This window comes from Acinetobacter sp. NEB 394 (assembly GCF_013374795.1).
Taxonomy (GTDB): domain Bacteria; phylum Pseudomonadota; class Gammaproteobacteria; order Pseudomonadales; family Moraxellaceae; genus Acinetobacter; species Acinetobacter johnsonii.
In genome coordinates, this window is sequence record NZ_CP055277.1 from 3,304,223 (window position 1) to 3,320,692 (window position 16,470).

Genomic DNA, 16,470 nt, shown 5'->3' on the forward strand with positions numbered 1-16,470 from the left:
CTTCCAATTCGCCTTTCTGACATTTTTTCAGGTCTGATCCATCAATGTATTTTGATACGATGTATGAATAATGAAATGATCGATTTAAATAATCCAATACTATTTCTAAATTAGGATTACACACATGCCTGCATATAAAGCTCCCTTACATGATATTCGCTTCTTAATGAATGAAGTGCTGGACTATCCTGCACATTATCAAACCCTATCAAATGGTGAAGCTGCTGACGCTGATACGGTAGATATGATCTTAGAAGGCGCAGCAGATTTTTGTGAAAATATTTTATCTCCTTTAAACCAATCGGGCGATGAAGAAGGTTGTACCTTCGACAATGGTGAAGTGAAAACTCCAAAAGGCTTCAAAGATGCTTATGACCAGTTTGTCCAAGGTGGCTGGCAAGGTTTGTCTTTCCCTGAAGAGTTTGGCGGTCAGAACCTACCACAATCTTTAAATCTGATTAAATCGGAAATGATGGGCACAGCAAACTGGTCTTTCCAAATGTACCCAGGTTTAAGCATCGGCTGTATGAACACCATTTTACAGTTTGGTACAGACGAACAGAAAAATCTGTATATGCCGAACTTAGTGGCAGGTACATGGTCAGGTACCATGTGTTTAACTGAACCTCAGTGTGGCACCGACTTAGGTCAAGTAAAGACCAAAGCTGAATTAAATACCGATGGCACTTATAATATCTCAGGCACCAAAATCTTCATCTCTGCAGGTGAACAAGATTTAACTGAGAACATCATTCACATCGTACTTGCTCGTCTTCCAGATGCGCCTGCAGGCACCAAAGGGATTTCACTGTTCATTGTGCCTAAATTCTTGGTCAATGCAGACAGTAGCCTTGGTGAACGTAACTCTGTGACCTGTGGTTCAATTGAACATAAGATGGGGATTCGTGCTTCTGCAACCGCTGTATTGAACTTTGATAATGCTGTCGGTTACTTGATTGGTGAGCCAAACAAAGGCTTACATGCCATGTTTACCTTTATGAACACCGCACGTATCGGTACGGCAATTCAAGGTATTGCACATGCTGAGCTTTCTTTCCAAGGTGCACTTCCATATGCCAAAGAACGTATGTCGATGCGTGCACTTTCTGGCAAAAAAGACCCTGAAAAAGTGGCGGATGCCATTATTCATCACGCTGACGTTCGCCGTATGTTGCTGACACAAAAAGCGATTGCTGAAGGCGGTCGTTCAATGATTTATTATGCAGCGCAAATTGCCGACAAAATGGCAGATGCACTTGAGCGTGGCGATACTGCTGCATTTGAAGCACATGATGATCACTTAGGATTCTATACCCCAATTTTAAAAGGCTTCTTAACTGAATTGGGCTTGGAAGCTGCAAACCACGGTATGCAAGTCTATGGCGGTCATGGCTACATTAAAGAATGGGGCATGGAGCAAATTGCACGTGACGCACGTATTGCGACACTATATGAAGGCACAACAGGTGTTCAAGCACTGGACTTAATTGGTCGTAAAGTACTTCTGACCTCTAAAGGTAAAGTGATTCGCGACTACACCACGGAAATTTTAAAATTCTGTGGTCAACAGGCACGCAACAAATACATGCGTCGTTTTGCATGGGACTTAACCAAAGTATGTGCGCAGTGGAATGCCTTAACTGTTCGCATTATGCTTGCAGCTCGTAAAGACCGTGACGTGGTATCTTCAGCTTCTGTCGATTTCTTGATGTTCTCTGGCTATGTGATGATGGCATATTTCTGGGCACAACAAGCAGCTGTGGCTTCAGAAAAATTGGCTTCTGGTGATGGCAAAGAATCTGCTGAATTCTATAAAGCGAAAATTAAAGTCGCTGACTTCTACTTCGACCGTTTATTGCCACGGACCCAAGGTCATGCCGAAGCAATGGTCAATCCTTCAAAAACCATGACTTCTTTAGCACCTGAACACTTTAGCTTTGACTACTAATTAATAGTGTCAAAATGATAAAAAGAGCGCCTAGGCGCTCTTTTTATTTCTTGTCCGACCTTACAATCCAACTCCCCCAGCAACTTAGCTGTCGCTCCAATTTTCTGGCCTCATCTTTAGACTTTGGTAAAAGCGTTCCCTACACAGTTAAAAAGAGTTCTCTACGCTCTCTGATAGTTTTTTAGAGTTAGTGCGTTAAAAATTTTGTCATGGCTCTGTCTTTCTACAACTTAAATTTAAGTAAGAAAATCGCGCTAATATTTTAAAAACCATTTAACAAAAAAAATAATATAAATATTCAATTACATCAGAAAAACAAATATGATCAGCATTCAAATATCAGTAAAGGAAATAACTATGTTAAAAATATATAAGCTGAGCTACTATATCTTTCCGCTCATGCTGGGCTTTTTATCAATGGACACTATTGTGGCAATCAATGTTTATGGTCCAGGTGGGCCAGCGCCAGCAGTGCATGAAGCAGCGAAACAATTTAAAAATAAGACAGAAATTGATGTCCATGTAATCGCAGGACCTACGTCACAATGGGCCGACAAAGCCAAACTCGATGCCGACGTCATCTATAGCGGTTCGGAAGCCATGATGTCTGATTTTGAAAACCTGTTTGCTGACAAAATCGTAAAGGACACAATTGAGCCACTCTACTTACGCCCTGCTGCCATTTTAGTCAGAAAAGGCAATCCCAAACATATTCAAGGATTTAAAGACCTAAGCACACCAAACACTAAAGTTTTGGTCACACATGGCGCAGGCCAAGTGGGCATGTGGGAAGATATTGCAGGTAGAACAGGTAACATTCAGCTCACAAAATCCTTCCGTAAAAATATCGCCATGTATGCACCCAATACTGGCGCAGCGAAAAAAGCATGGGAAGCGGACAGCAGCTATGATGCATGGTTGGTGTTTAATATTTGGGGAGTCAGTAATCCAGACATTGGGCAAATTATTCCGATCGAACCTGAACTGGTGATTTACCGCGATGCAGGTGTTGCACTGACTCAGCACAGTCTAAAAAATCCTGAAGCAAAAAGTTTTGTTACGTTTTTAAGTTCTCCACAAGGCCATGCGATTTTTAAACAGTTTGGTTGGAACAAATGAGTGCTTAATTTTAATCTTTGATCCACATTCAAGATCAGTTTCCAAGCTTAAAAAATCGAACTTTTAATAAGCAAATTGGACATAAAAAAGAACGCCACGGCGCTCTTGATTGAAGAAAATATAACTACTGAACCTCGGCCAAAAGCGCTTGTGCTGCCATTTTACCCAAGGTATTCGATGCCAAAGGACTATCTCCTGTAATTAACTTACGGTCTTGAATACACTGTCCCGACATCTCTTTATTGACCACTTCAACACCCAACTTTTCTAAGCGATCTACCAACAACCACGGTAATTCTCCTGGCATATAACCTATGTCTAAGTTTGCCCCTTGATCGAGTGCATCGGGGAACACACACATTTTATAGCCTTTAAAAATATAGTTTTCAGGCGCTTCATTAACCGCAGCTGCCAATAAACCTGCTGGTCCATGACACAACGAAATGACAAATTTATCTTTTGCCACCGCCCACTTCAGTAAAGTTTTTAAGTCTTCACTGTCAGGTAAACCAATTAAAGCACCATGCCCACCGGGAATAAGAACAGCCAAATAGGGAGAGTCATCACCTAAACTGTTTTTCAGTACATCTGCCAGTTTTAGGGGTTTCTTAAATTGGGCTAAGTATTTTTGGAATGTTGCAGGCACGACAGCATCTTCATGGGGCATCGCCCACATTTCAAGTTTAACTGGATTGCCAGATAACGTAGCAATATCAATGTCAAAGCCCGCACGGTCTAAATGATACATAGGCAGTAAAGTTTCTACAGGATGGTTGCCTGTGGAGAAGAACTTGCCATTTTTCATCAGTAAATAACGCTCATCACTTGCGACCATCAAAACTTTTTTATGCCCAATATAGGGTGTTGGATAGTCGGTTCCATCGAAGTCGGTTTTACTGGCGGTGTATTGGGAAAGTGAATAAGGCGATGGAAAAAATGCATTATCTTCAGCTAAATCAGGGCTTGGATTACGGTCTTGGCTGCTCTGTGCCATGCTGATTCTCCTTTATTATTGCTTGGTTATTTTCAGTTTTACGAAACCTAGAGTTCTGTACCACAGCTCATTTATTCAGCATAACAAAGTTTCAACGTGGCTCTGTTTTAAGATGTAAATATAAGCTTGCCTGTATGACAAGATAAAAATTTAGACAATAAAAAACCCCGACATTCTGTCGGGGTTTTTCGCATTAAGTGCTGAGGTATGACTCCTGTCGTACCTTCGTCCTTGAGGTGATCTTTATTGTTATTCTATTGGAGCATCCTGCTCTCTATGGTTCTATATTAGAAAACTTACAGGCAGGCGCATAGGCGAAAAAAGCGGGAATTGATGTAAGCTAATTCGTACAAATGAATCAACGCTATTCATTATCGGCTGAATCAAAAATGACTGGCTATTTAATGTCTGACGATTATTAACTCGCTTAATTTCACACACAACTATTCTTTTAGACTTTATGTTTTAATTCTTTTGTATTTTTAGCTGGGTTTAATCCTGATGAGAAAGCAATATCATTTTAGAAAGGTTGAAAACGATACCTATATTTGGGATGTCGATCACTTAGTCGAACTCACTCAATCTTTTCAAGTCAGGCAAGTTCCGCTATCAGACATCAAGGAATTAGACGAAGCTTATTGGTATCCAGATACTCACCCAACTACTCAAGACATTATTGCGCATATGCAACTCATTCAAGAGGCAGATTTAGCTTATCCCATCATTTTATGTGCTCAAGGTCGCTTAATGGATGGTATGCACAGAGTGGGAAAAGCAAAGATTTTAGGCAAAGAGTCCATTTCTGCGGTTCAATTTGATACAAATCCGCAACCTGACTTTATCAATGTGCATGAAGATGATCTGATCTATGATGATTAAATCATTCAGTCATTTTTTAAATCAAAACGATATAGATACATGGAACACTAATCACAGATTGGGCTTTGAATGAGTCTTTATGTAAAAAGGCGGATTGAATCATAATTTTTTATTGTTCAACGTTTGAACTAGAACTTAAGTGAACTTAAAAGAAAATATCTATTCAAATTGTGGATATACAAAATCGTAATGCCCTATTTTTATACGTTCCACTATATCAAAAGGGTTCACAACCACTCCTATTTCTGCTTTACGGTTTTCTCCCTCTAACTCTCCAACATATGTGAATTGATCATAAGCAATCAGTTGAAAATATTTCTTCGTACCATGCTCTAAGTCTACAGAAAAAATATCGCCGATCTTTGTATAAACTCTTGCCATGTTTGAATACCTAAATTCTTAGTTTTTTAATTGAATGTAGATTCTTAACGAAGACCGTGATATTTGTTCCTAAATGTCAGGTCTTCTCTTTTTTTCTCACATATCCTAGCAGACTACGAAATGAAGACTGTGCCGCGCTGATTTATAGGTCTTAAAATCAATAACAGTAAAACAATTTTTATTATATAGATCTAAATTTTATAAAAACAAAACATCAAAAATTGGAATTTTTATGGAACTTCCACAGCGCATGTATCGCTTTCAAGCCAAATTCAAAGCCATGATGGCAACTCACACAAGCATGGCTTTATAAAATTTAGATAAATTCTTCCAACACTGAGTTTAAAAATACATGCCCTTGCTCGCTACATGCTAAGCGCATAGCATCATCCACCATTAATTTTCGACTGCGTAGTGAGTCTAACGTTTCAGCCAAACTATCCAGATTCAAACCTGTACGCTGCGCATAATATTCAGCTGCAACCCCATCATTTAAACGCAAAGCATTCATCATAAACTCAAAGGGTAATTCGTCAGCTTCAATCCGCTTAAACTGCACATGCTCTGCTGGGACTTTAGCCAAATAGTCTTTGGGTAAACGAGTTTTCTGGAACCGATAGACCCCATCTGGCTGGGTAACTTTGGCATGTGCACCTGCCCCTATCGCTAAATAGTCACCAAACTGCCAGTAATTCAAATTATGTGTCGAGGGCTGCTCTTTACGCCATGCCGAAACTTCATAATTGATAAAACCCTGCACTTTTAAATAAGCTTCACCTTGGGCTTGAATCTCTTCAAGTACATCGTCCACAGGTAAGACAGGCTTGGTTCTAAAGAACACAGTATTCGGTTCAATCGTGAGTTGATACCATGAAATATGCGTTGCACCATTGTCCACGGCCAGCTTCAAATCCAGTAAAGCTTGTTCTAAAGTTTGCTCAGGTAAACCATGCATGAGGTCGACATTAATTCGCTTAAAGCCTGCATCACGCGCAAGGCCTATCGCAGAAATCGCATCGGCGTTACTGTGAATTCGTCCCAACTTGGTTAAATGTTCAGTATTAAAACTTTGAACCCCTATCGACAAGCGATTGATACCTGCTGCCAAATAATCGGCAAAAGGGTCATGTTCGACTGTACCCGGATTGGCTTCTAAGGTAATTTCACAATCCGCCTCAAAAGGCAGTAATGCTTTTAACTGGGCAAATAACCATTGATACCCTTGTGCTGAAATCAAAGACGGCGTTCCGCCGCCAATAAACACACTATGAATGTGACGCCCTTGAGCAAACTCAAGTTGAGTTTTAAAGTCCTCGACCAAAGCATGTAAATATTCTTGCTCTAAATCTAAAGACAGTTTGCCATCTGGCACTGCATGTGAATTAAAGTCGCAATAGGGACACTTACGCACACACCACGGCATGTGAATATATAAAGACAACGGAATATTTGCAGGATGTAAATCAGTCAAGGAAGAGACTCTAAAGCACAGCGGTAATCTTGCATATTTTAACATGACTGCATCAAGACACTTATGAAATCTGTGTCTATTTGGATTAGACTGATAAAAAGACAAGAAGAATGAATGGTTTAAAATGATGAAAATATCGAGCCACTTGCTGTTTATGCTACCACTGGCCTTTGGTATTGGCATTGCTATGACTTTTCAAACGGCACTAAATACACAACTCAGAGAATATTTTTACTCTCCACTACAAGCCGCATTGTTATCCTTCTTCATTGGAACCTGCGTTTTAGCGCTTTTGGTTGTAGTCCAGCCCGTCGACAAACCGCAGTTACATGATTTTTCCAATATTCCTTGGTACTTATGGCTCGGTGGTTGCTTAGGGGTTTATGCCATCAGTATAAGCATCTATACTGCGCCTAAATTAGGCTTTCTCACATTTTCAGGTTTGGTTATTTTTGGACAAATCCTGACCTCCGTGATTTTTGACCACTATGGTCTACTTGGTACCGAAAAAACGCCTGTCAATTGGCAGCGTTTACTTGGTGGCGTCGTAATTTTTATTGGTGTGCTTCTCACTTTACAACGCTGAATTTATTTAGACCAAGCACATGATGAATATGAGTAATTTTTGTGTCGACTACAAATAAAATCACGTCCCATCGTTTCGAATTAAAAAAGTTATTGGTGTTAATGCTGCCCATCCTGATCACGCAGTTTTCTCAAGCGGGTCTCGGGTTAATTGATACCATCATGGCGGGGCATTTATCCCCTACCGATTTAGCCTCAATTGCCGTCGGTGTCGGTTTATGGATACCAGTGATGTTGCTATTCAGTGGCATCATGATTGCCACCACACCATTGGTGGCCGAAGCGAATGGTGCACGTACACCTGAAAAAATCGCCACCATTGCTCGTCAATCCCTTTGGGTCGCCTTTATTTTGGGTAGCATTGCGGGTTTAATTTTACAAGCCATGCCGCTGTTATTGCCCCTCATGGGTGTACCTGCAAACTTACTACCTAAAGCCAGCCTATTTTTACATGCCATTGGCTTTGGCATGCCTGCGGTGACTATGTATGCAGCACTGCGTGGATATTCTGAAGCACTTGGTCACCCACGTCCTGTGACCGTCATTAGCTTAGCGGCCTTGGTCCTTTTGGTTCCACTGAACTTTGTCTTTATGTATGGTTTCGGCCCGATTCCAGCACTCGGTTCGGCAGGCTGCGGATTTGCCACTGCTATTTTACAATGGATCATGTTTTTCACCTTGGCCACTTATATTTTTAAAGCCTCGGCATATCAAAAAACTCAAGTGTTTAGCACTTGGGAGAAGATGGATCGCTACTGGATCGAACGCATTTTAAAACTTGGTCTACCCATTGGCTTAGCTATTTTCTTCGAAGTCAGTATTTTTAGTACCGCTGCGATTATTCTCAGTCCATTGGGTGAAACCATTGTGGCGGCGCATCAGATTGCAATGTCGGTCACCTCTCAGTTGTTTATGATTCCGATGTCTCTTGCCATCGCCCTGACTATTCGTGTCGGGACTTACTATGGCGAAAAAAACTGGGAGGCTATGCGAAAGGTGCAAAAACTCGGACTGGCTACAGGCACGATTTTGGCGCTGATGACCATGCTGCTGATTGCACTGTTTCGTCCTGAAATTGTGGCGATTTATATCTCTGATCATGAAGTATCGGAAGTTGCAATGTATTTACTATTATTTGCACTCGCCTACCAACTGATGGATGCTTGGCAAATTAGTGCCGCAGGCTGCTTACGCGGCATGCAAGACACTAAAGGCCCAATGTGGATTACCATGGTTGCCTATTGGATCGTGGCCTTTCCGGTTAGTATCTATTTAGCGCGCTATACCAACATAGGTGCAGCAGGTGTTTGGATTGGACTAATTGTCGGTTTAAGCGTGGCGTGTGCCCTGCTCTTGCTCCGTCTTTATAATAACAATAAACGCCTCAGTCAGGACTATCCATAAGCCATACATGGCAATGAATAGGAAGGAGGCCGTTTCTTCCTATTCTAACTGTTCTCCTGCTGTGCCAAAGCGTCTTTCAAACCTTGTGGCACTTCACTCTCATCCTCAACGTCTTTAACCACCACCTGCCCCACGATCACCTCACTGCCATTAAAGGTCATGGTGGGTGAACCATACAAACTATAGCCTTCATTCAGTGCTTGGGTGACACGCGCACAAAAATGCACATCGTCCTTGCCTGTAAAATAACGATAAACTTTCATTTATTTCATACTCAAAATTTTTTGCACAGTGTAACGCGATTTTTAAATGCAGCGACATCTTGTGTGCAATTCACTCAATTGACCACTATTATTTAAATAGAAACATCAGCTTAACAATTTAAAGTAGGCAGTTTTGCATTTGTCGCCTATGATCAAATCTGAGATGTAATGAAAATTCCCCGAGGAATATCGCATGGCAAATACGACTCGTACGCCCGGTCGTCGCTTTATGAAACTTGCCAGCATGACGGCAAGTATCGCAACCAAAACTGTGACCAATTCAATTAAAAACTTCAATGCCGATGAAGATAAAAAAAATGCGGCGCGCAGTCAGCTTTTTCAGGACATTGGACTTCAAATTGCAGACACCTTAGGTGAAATGAAAGGTGCCGTGATGAAAGTCGGGCAAATTGCATCTCAATACAAAGATATTTTCCCGCCTGAAGTGGCACGTGCGATTAGTAAATTACAACGCCAAGCGCCAGCGATGCCTTTTCAAGAGATCAAAGCTCAAGTTGAAAAAGAACTCGGCAAGCCGCTCAATCAAATTTTTACCACCTTTGATGAACAACCCTTTGCCGCAGCCTCCATTGGCCAAGTGCATAAAGCCACTTTACCGAGTGGTGAGCAAGTTGTGGTTAAAGTTCAATATCCGGGTGTGGAAGAAGCCTGTGAAAGCGACTTAAAACAAGTCCGTTTAGCGCTACGCCTAATGGGTGTACTTAAAATTGACCGTAAGCTGCAAGATCAACTCTTTAAAGAAATTCAGGACAGTTTAGACAACGAGCTAAACTATCAAATAGAAGCCCAAAACTTAGAGGTCGCAAGAACCTTTCATCAAGCTTTAGACCCTAAAATTATTATTCCTCAAGTCTACAAAGACTATTCAAGCCGTCATATTTTGACCTTAAGCTTGGAGCACGGCGAAAGCATTGAAACTGCCAGTACATGGTCACAAGAGACGCGCAATGAACTGGGCCGTCGTTTATTCCGTGCCATTGGTCGTGAGATTTTCTTTCTAAAACGCTTTCACTGCGACCCCCACCCGGGTAACTTTGCCTTTCGTGAAGATGGTAGCGTGATCGTGTATGACTACGGTGGTGTCAAAACCCTATCGACAGAAATTGTGATGCATTTTAAGCAGCTGATTCAAGCGGCGCGCGACAGTAATATCTTGGCCATGGAGCAGCAACTGACTGCTTTGCACTCTATGTCCGAACAAGGCAAATTTCCTGCCGAACTGTATGAAGCATGGTTAGAAGTGCTGATGCGCCCCCTTACGACCATGTATGACTTTGCTGAGAACTCAGCGCATCATGATGGCATTGAACTGGTCAAGCCATCTCTGAAATATTGGGATGTATTTAAACCCTCACCCGATACACTCATGGTGAATCGAACAGTCTCAGGGCATTATTGGAACCTGATTCATCTCAAAGTGCACGACAACCTCAATGATCTATTTGAAGAGTTGGTCCCTCCTCCTGCCTAAATAAGAACTGCGGGCACGATAAAATCGCTACAACTCAATAAACCCAGTTACATAAAGGCACTGGGTTTATTTTGACTTCCTTGTTGTTATATTATAACATTTCAAAATAATATATTTAAGGAGAAGTCTATGCGTGCCAATATTCATCCAGAGTATCGTGAAGTCCTGTTCCACGACACCAATGCCGACGCATTTTTCGTGATTGGCAGTACCTTACAAAGTCATCAAACTCGTGAGCATGAAGGCAAGACCTATCCTTACGTCAGTTTAGATATCTCAAGTGCTTCACATCCGTTTTATACAGGTGAACAACGTCAAACCAGTAATGAAGGTCGTGTTGCAAGCTTCAATAAACGTTTCGCGCGTTTCAAACGCTCAGAATAATTTCATTTTTCTTTAAGCTATACGCGTTATAGTAAAGATATCAAGAAGCCTAAGACCTCCTCCAGCTTAGGCTTCTTTTTTATGCGTTCTTTTCTGGTTCCTATTTTGACCAGCGTTTTTCTTAATGTTTAAGCACACTATCCAACAGATAGAATCCGATCCCAAGCACGATGACGCCCACCACTAAACTCGACAGTGCATAACTCAAAGCCAGCACTGTTTGTCCCTGTCTAAATAACTGAAAAGTTTCGAGGCCAAAACTCGAAAATGTCGTAAAACCGCCCAGTATGCCCACCATCAAAAATAAACGTGCTTCTTGTTGCAGTACTGGAAACTTCTGGCTAAATGCAAAAAAAACACCCGCAGCAAAACAACCGATGATGTTGATCCACCATGTTGGCCATGGAAAACTCATACTCGGTTTAAACAACCATAATCCTGCACCGTAGCGTAAACAGGCCCCTATTCCGCCCCCCATTGCCACCAAGATCCAATTCATTGACCTATCCTATTCTTTACAAAATGCGTATGGATAAGTCCGAAGTTATCCACAGTTCATCAACTATAACGCTATTAAACCTGAATCAATCCTCGTACTTCAAGGTTTTTCAACATCGGTTGTTGCCCCTACATATCTTCTTGTCTCACTTTCAAAAGTAAACATCAGCATTCGAACTCACACATGCTTTACATGGGATATTAAACCTAGCATCGCCGAATATCTTTACTTCACCCTAGTGCGGCTCTATGACCAATACAACATAGATTCCCAAAATCACTAGCACCCGCTCTTCATGCAGAACAAACGGTTTTATCTCAGACAGAAACTCACAAGAGCACACTTTTTGGGTATGATGTGGACATAAATTTAGTCGGAAATAGACGCATGGCACAGGTATTATTGGCTCAGCTTGCAGCGGGCGAAGCAAAATTTTCAGATGTATTGGCTTTTATTGAAGCAGCCTATACACATACACCAACTGCATTTAAAAATGGTTTGCAGCACAATGCGGCAACTGAAAACCAAGGCAGTGCAAAAGTGTTTTCGTTTGCACAACTTCAAGGTCTCGATCAAGCGCAAACTTTAAGCCTATTTGCAGAACACTACGCTTCTGTTTTAGCGACACCTGATGCAACAGATCATCAAAATATTCGTCAGTTCATGTTGAATGGATGGGACGGTATTGAGTTCGATGGTACGGCATTAACTGCAAAATAAAGATAAAAAACCACGTTCAAGTTACTTGAACGTGGTTTTTGAATAAGTCATTTTTTGAGCTGTCTTGAAATCACAATGAAAGTGCCCTCTCCTTTATAAAGGAGAGGGCTAGGGAGAGGATTTATTGAAGAATCTTCCCTCCCACTAATCTCCTCACCAAGAGAGAAGTGCCTTTCAACACTCATTTTATTGTCAATGGATGATCATTTTTTGACTTTTGCAAGAGCTCTATCATTAATGTTTTATAGAATTACACACCTATAAGCATCCACAGATTTGACCAATAGGTTTCACGTGGAGCAAGACTTCATATGGGTGTTAATCAGCTATAAAACATTAAAACAGTACGATGAAGTAACTACGCGCTACTTCCAATTTACCCCTTTACCCGTTCGATCCATTGGATTGAGCTGACCCGAAAGACTTCACACGCACCATCGCCCGTATCAGTCGGGGTTAAGGATGAGGTCCAGACCATATCTTTGTCTTTAATTTCAACCAACTCACCTTTTAAACGAACCAAATCACCACGTTTCACGTGTTTAATTTGTTTAGCAATTTCTGGGTTGGCTGGAATAATGTGCATATTTGACACCATTTGCATGGCTTGCTCGGCAGGCACAGGCAAACGATCGATTTTCCAGTTGAGATAACGGTCGTATTGATTCACAGTAATATGACGTGCAATTTCAGGTTCAGCAAACAAGCCCCAACTCACGGCGTAGTCAATCGGGGAGAATTTCGCTTGTGCATCATCCGAATACATTTTAGAACCTAAAATTCGAAAATCACCTTTAAACGGTTTCAATACCGAAATCGATTGATCTTTAGAGGTCGGTGCTAAACCTTTGGCAATGTTGTAATCTACAGTGGCACTTGCACTGATGGGCAACAGCAAACTGCTGAGTAAACCGAGCAGGATAAATTTAGATTTCATTGCAAACCTCATTCCCATCGACCTAGGAAAATACGAACCAATTTCATCTTAGTCCAGTTTCCTGAAAAGAAGCTTATGAACTTAGTAACATTGTGAACGAATTATGCAGTCTACTTTTAGCCACAGCACTTTTCAGTTAGGCTAGAGCTGAAGAACAGAGCCCCAAAAAACAATCATGCTTTATAAATACTATCAACAGCACATCTTTCCGCATGTCCTGAATCAGGTCATGCAAGTACCAAGCTTAATGGACAAGCGCCGCGAACTGCTTTTGCCAATTCAGGGAGAGGTATTGGAAATTGGTTTTGGTACAGGGCTGAATCTACCCTTTTATCAAAATGTCGATACTGTCTTTGCCCTTGAACCCAGTCCTGAAATTTATCATTTGGCTTTAGAGCGGGTACAAGCAGCAGCATTTGAAGTGCATCATGTACAAGCCCGTGCGGAAAAGCTGCCTTTTGCTGACCAGAGCCTTGAGCATGTGGTCAGTACATGGACACTGTGTAGTATTGCTGAGCTAGAACTGGCTTTGGCGGAAATATTACGCGTGCTCAAACCGGGTGGCACCTTGCATGTGGTGGAACATGTATTAAATACAAATAACCTTTATATTCAGCGCCTACAACACTTACTCACGCCTGTGCAAAAGCGTTTAGCCGATGGCTGCCATCTCAATCGAAACATTGAACAGGCCTTAAAAGCAGCAGGTTTTAATTTGATAGAACAACACTACTTTTATGCCGAAGGTATTCCGAAACTCGGACAACTGATGTTTTTTGCACGTGCTCAAAAGCCACACTCAAGCGATGGATCATGATAGTCATGTAGAAAGCATCTGCTCTATATAAAGAAATGCCTTCATGGGTAGACATTATCAAGCTTATTCGATCGTATCGAAGTCGATGCGGACCGTTTCAAAACGAACCCGCCCTGCTTGAATCGCTTGTGCAATAGCAACTTGTCCTTTGGTCAGCCTCGCCCCACCGCTTTTAATATCAATGAGAACAATTTCAATATCTTCTGCTCTCCCCTCACCATCACGCAGGTCGGTATAACCATCAAAGACCACATAGTCGACAGGATCACCCAAAAACTTGGCATCGCTGGGTAAGTATTCAAACTGCGGCATAATCGGTGCCAGTTGCTCCGCCATTTTACCTTTGAGCACTGCACGACTGGTATTGACACTGCGCTTTTGTGCTTGAGCCAAAGCCTGCTGATGCTCTAGTTCTAATTCGGCAATGTAGCGCTCATATTCTGCTTTGATGCGTCCATTTCGGCTGTGACTTAAAATAAGGGTGGTCAATACCACACCAATTGCTGCACCGATCAACATTGCCATCCATATGGACATGGTTTTTTCCTAATTTTGTGCTACTAGGTAGCAAGATTTAAACTTACAACTTTGGTTTGGTGTCATATGCGACACACAAAAGAATGATATGCTAGAGGTGAGCAGAATAAAATCATTTAAGGTCATGAAAACGATATTAATCGCCAACCAAAAAGGTGGCTGTGGCAAAACGATAACCGCAATCAATTTAGCTTCGGCACTCGCACAAAAAGGTTATAAAGTGGCTTTGGCCGATGCCGATAATCAAAAATCTGCTCGTCAGTGGTTAAAACAGCGTCCAGAGCAAGTGGCGCATATTCAAAGTTTAGATTGGCGCCATGAGAAATCGATAGGTGAAGTGCCTAAAAACATTGAATATTTAATTATCGATGCGCCGGGTGCGTTGTCTGGTGAGCATGCCGAACAGCTGGTCAGTGAAGCGCATGCGATTGTGACGCCACTGCAACCCTCGTTTTTTGATATTGACAGTACCCGTCGTTTTTTAAAGCATTTACAAGATATTAAACGCATTCGTAAAGGCAAAGTGCAAATTTTGCTTTTGGCCAATCGTGTCAAAGCCAATAGTGCCAGTGCCAAAGACATCCAAGATTTTTTTGCGAAAATTGAACAGCAGCCTGTAGCATGGATTTCAGAACGTACCGCATATGGCCAATTGGCAATGCAAGGTTTAAGCGTATTTGATAAAACACAAAAGAATTACCTCTCCATTCAAAGCCAATGGCAACCGCTGCTCAACGCCATTGTCGATGACCCAAGTGCTTGGTTCTAAAATATTTTGCTATAGATAAAACAGGGCTATTCCCTATTTATAGTCGGTTATTCACGAGAACTTACCAAGGGTACGTTCTCGTGCGCATTTTTTTCAGTTAATATGACTTTGACCTTAGAGATATAGCAGTGAATACCGTGCAACGATACGCACCAGCCTTACAAAAAGTATTGTTATTTGGACTGATTTTTATTCTGTTCTATTTGAGCTTTCAAGTCCTGAAATACTTTATTGTACCTGTGCTTTGGGCTGCGATTATTGCCTACATCACTTGGCCTTTATATCACTCAGTACAGAAACTCTGTGGACCGCGTCCAACCTTAAGCGCCACCATCATGATCAGTATGGTGGTATTAGTTGTCGGTATCCCGCTGACCTTTGCCATCTTTATGCTACAGCATGAAGGTCGTAATCTGTTTTATGAATTGCAAAGACAAGTGTTCTCAGGTCATTTAGATGTCCCTCAATTTATTCGGGACTTGCCCATTATTGGCAAAGAAGTCACTCGTACTTTAAAAGAAATCAATACCGATCCGAACAGTATTGTGCAGAATGTCTCGGGCTGGTTTCAAAGCCATTTAAATTATGGTCGTTTGGTGCTGAGTGAAATCAGTAAGAATATTTTTAAACTCTGTTTTGCGGTGATGTCGTTATTCTTCTTCTATCGTGACGGACAAACCATTTTAAATCAGGTCAGTAAAGCGCTGGAAATGGTGATTGGCCCACGTATCCACCACTATTTAGACACCATTTCAGAAACCACGCGTGCTGTGGTCTATGGAGTTGGCCTGACTGCAATTGCGCAAGCACTCTTGGCAGGCCTGAGCTATTTTGTTGCTGGTGTCCCAAACCCAATGGTACTGACCATTGTGACTTTTATCTTTGCACTCATTCCTTTTGGCCCTCCTGTAGCATATAGTGCCGTGTCTTTATGGTTATTCTCTCAAGGGCAGACTATTGAAGCGATTGGAGTGATGGCGTGGGGTGTCTGTGTGGTCAGCACAGCAGACAATGTGATTCGCCCATTGGTGATCTCAGGTGCAACGCAAATTCCGTTCTTGCTCATCATGTTTGGTGTATTGGGTGGTTTAGCCAGCTTTGGTATGGTCGGCTTGTTTGTCGGCCCCGTGATTCTAGCGGTACTGTTAGCCATTTGGCGCGAATGGCTACATGAACAAGTCAATGAACCCCTCATGATGCCGAAAGCGACATTGGCTTATGATCCACCTGAAGAGCCTTTAGATACACCCAAAAAATAAGTTCTGTGAAAT

General features: G+C 41.8%; 18 protein-coding genes. 11 read left to right on the forward strand and 7 right to left on the reverse strand.

Translation table 11 applies throughout. From position 1 onward, the window contains the following. The first annotated feature begins 124 nt into the window (after positions 1-124). Positions 125-1,948 carry an acyl-CoA dehydrogenase C-terminal domain-containing protein gene (locus HUK62_RS16085; RefSeq protein ID WP_176538345.1) on the forward strand — a complete coding sequence of 608 codons (1,824 nt, stop codon included), beginning with the start codon at positions 125-127 and terminating at the stop codon, positions 1,946-1,948. Between the two features lie 357 nt (positions 1,949-2,305). Next, the gene (locus HUK62_RS16090) at positions 2,306-3,067 is read left to right on the forward strand and encodes a substrate-binding domain-containing protein (protein ID WP_176538346.1); all 762 of its coding nucleotides are present in this window, start codon (positions 2,306-2,308) and stop codon (positions 3,065-3,067) included. A 124-nt stretch (positions 3,068-3,191) separates the two neighbouring features. Here HUK62_RS16090 and hchA read toward each other — a convergent pair whose 3' ends face one another. Then, positions 3,192-4,061: a glyoxalase III HchA gene (hchA, locus tag HUK62_RS16095; RefSeq protein ID WP_176538347.1), complete on the reverse strand. Its 870-nt coding sequence runs from the start codon at positions 4,059-4,061 to the stop codon at positions 3,192-3,194. 501 nt (positions 4,062-4,562) lie between these two features. On the opposite strand from hchA, the gene HUK62_RS16100 reads away from it, so the two are divergent. Continuing rightward, on the forward strand, positions 4,563-4,940 hold the full coding sequence (locus tag HUK62_RS16100; protein WP_176538348.1) for a hypothetical protein: 378 nt from the start codon (positions 4,563-4,565) through the stop codon (positions 4,938-4,940). Between the two features lie 159 nt (positions 4,941-5,099). On the opposite strand, the gene HUK62_RS16105 is transcribed toward HUK62_RS16100, so the two are convergent. Together HUK62_RS16105 and hemW are read right to left on the reverse strand one after the other, a co-directional pair. Then, entirely contained in the window at positions 5,100-5,321 is a 222-nt protein-coding gene (locus HUK62_RS16105; RefSeq protein WP_176538349.1) for a hypothetical protein, read from the reverse strand. A 316-nt stretch (positions 5,322-5,637) separates the two neighbouring features. Then, a complete protein-coding gene (hemW, locus tag HUK62_RS16110; protein WP_176538350.1) occupies positions 5,638-6,792 on the reverse strand; it encodes a radical SAM family heme chaperone HemW in 1,155 nt (384 codons plus the stop codon). Positions 6,793-6,916: 124 nt separating this feature from the next. On the opposite strand from hemW, the gene HUK62_RS16115 reads away from it, so the two are divergent. Further along, positions 6,917-7,378, forward strand: coding sequence for a DMT family transporter (locus HUK62_RS16115; RefSeq protein WP_058870375.1), 462 nt, complete (start codon positions 6,917-6,919; stop codon positions 7,376-7,378). Between the two features lie 41 nt (positions 7,379-7,419). Further along, complete coding sequence (locus HUK62_RS16120) at positions 7,420-8,781, forward strand: MATE family efflux transporter (RefSeq protein WP_275056148.1); 1,362 nt, start codon at positions 7,420-7,422, stop codon at positions 8,779-8,781. Between the two features lie 44 nt (positions 8,782-8,825). Here HUK62_RS16120 and HUK62_RS16125 read toward each other — a convergent pair whose 3' ends face one another. Next, positions 8,826-9,044: a DUF1737 domain-containing protein gene (locus tag HUK62_RS16125; RefSeq protein WP_176538351.1), complete on the reverse strand. Its 219-nt coding sequence runs from the start codon at positions 9,042-9,044 to the stop codon at positions 8,826-8,828. A 193-nt stretch (positions 9,045-9,237) separates the two neighbouring features. Here HUK62_RS16125 and HUK62_RS16130 point away from each other — a divergent pair, with 193 nt between their 5' ends. Continuing rightward, positions 9,238-10,536 carry an AarF/ABC1/UbiB kinase family protein gene (locus HUK62_RS16130; RefSeq protein WP_176538352.1) on the forward strand — a complete coding sequence of 433 codons (1,299 nt, stop codon included), beginning with the start codon at positions 9,238-9,240 and terminating at the stop codon, positions 10,534-10,536. A gap of 129 nt (positions 10,537-10,665) precedes the next feature. Further along, positions 10,666-10,920, forward strand: coding sequence for a type B 50S ribosomal protein L31 (locus tag HUK62_RS16135; protein WP_176538353.1), 255 nt, complete (start codon positions 10,666-10,668; stop codon positions 10,918-10,920). Positions 10,921-11,041: 121 nt separating this feature from the next. Here HUK62_RS16135 and crcB read toward each other — a convergent pair whose 3' ends face one another. Beyond that, positions 11,042-11,419 (reverse strand): fluoride efflux transporter CrcB, encoded by a 378-nt coding sequence (gene crcB / locus HUK62_RS16140; RefSeq protein ID WP_004977981.1) that lies wholly within the window; start codon positions 11,417-11,419, stop codon positions 11,042-11,044. 387 nt (positions 11,420-11,806) lie between these two features. Here crcB and HUK62_RS16145 point away from each other — a divergent pair, with 387 nt between their 5' ends. After that, positions 11,807-12,139 (forward strand): HopJ type III effector protein, encoded by a 333-nt coding sequence (locus HUK62_RS16145; protein WP_104221770.1) that lies wholly within the window; start codon positions 11,807-11,809, stop codon positions 12,137-12,139. Between the two features lie 376 nt (positions 12,140-12,515). Here the strand turns inward: HUK62_RS16145 and HUK62_RS16150 are convergent, their stop codons facing one another. Continuing rightward, positions 12,516-13,076, reverse strand: coding sequence for a hypothetical protein (locus tag HUK62_RS16150; protein ID WP_004691412.1), 561 nt, complete (start codon positions 13,074-13,076; stop codon positions 12,516-12,518). Between the two features lie 175 nt (positions 13,077-13,251). Here HUK62_RS16150 and HUK62_RS16155 point away from each other — a divergent pair, with 175 nt between their 5' ends. After that, the gene (locus HUK62_RS16155; protein WP_176538354.1) at positions 13,252-13,893 is read left to right on the forward strand and encodes a class I SAM-dependent methyltransferase; all 642 of its coding nucleotides are present in this window, start codon (positions 13,252-13,254) and stop codon (positions 13,891-13,893) included. Between the two features lie 63 nt (positions 13,894-13,956). Here the strand turns inward: HUK62_RS16155 and HUK62_RS16160 are convergent, their stop codons facing one another. Next, on the reverse strand, positions 13,957-14,430 hold the full coding sequence (locus tag HUK62_RS16160) for a Holliday junction resolvase-like protein (protein WP_004691414.1): 474 nt from the start codon (positions 14,428-14,430) through the stop codon (positions 13,957-13,959). 124 nt (positions 14,431-14,554) lie between these two features. Between HUK62_RS16160 and HUK62_RS16165 the strand changes: the two genes are divergently transcribed. Next, positions 14,555-15,199: a ParA family protein gene (locus HUK62_RS16165; RefSeq protein ID WP_004977991.1), complete on the forward strand. Its 645-nt coding sequence runs from the start codon at positions 14,555-14,557 to the stop codon at positions 15,197-15,199. Between the two features lie 137 nt (positions 15,200-15,336). Next, on the forward strand, positions 15,337-16,458 hold the full coding sequence (locus HUK62_RS16170; protein ID WP_171065377.1) for an AI-2E family transporter: 1,122 nt from the start codon (positions 15,337-15,339) through the stop codon (positions 16,456-16,458). Positions 16,459-16,470: the final 12 nt, after the last annotated feature.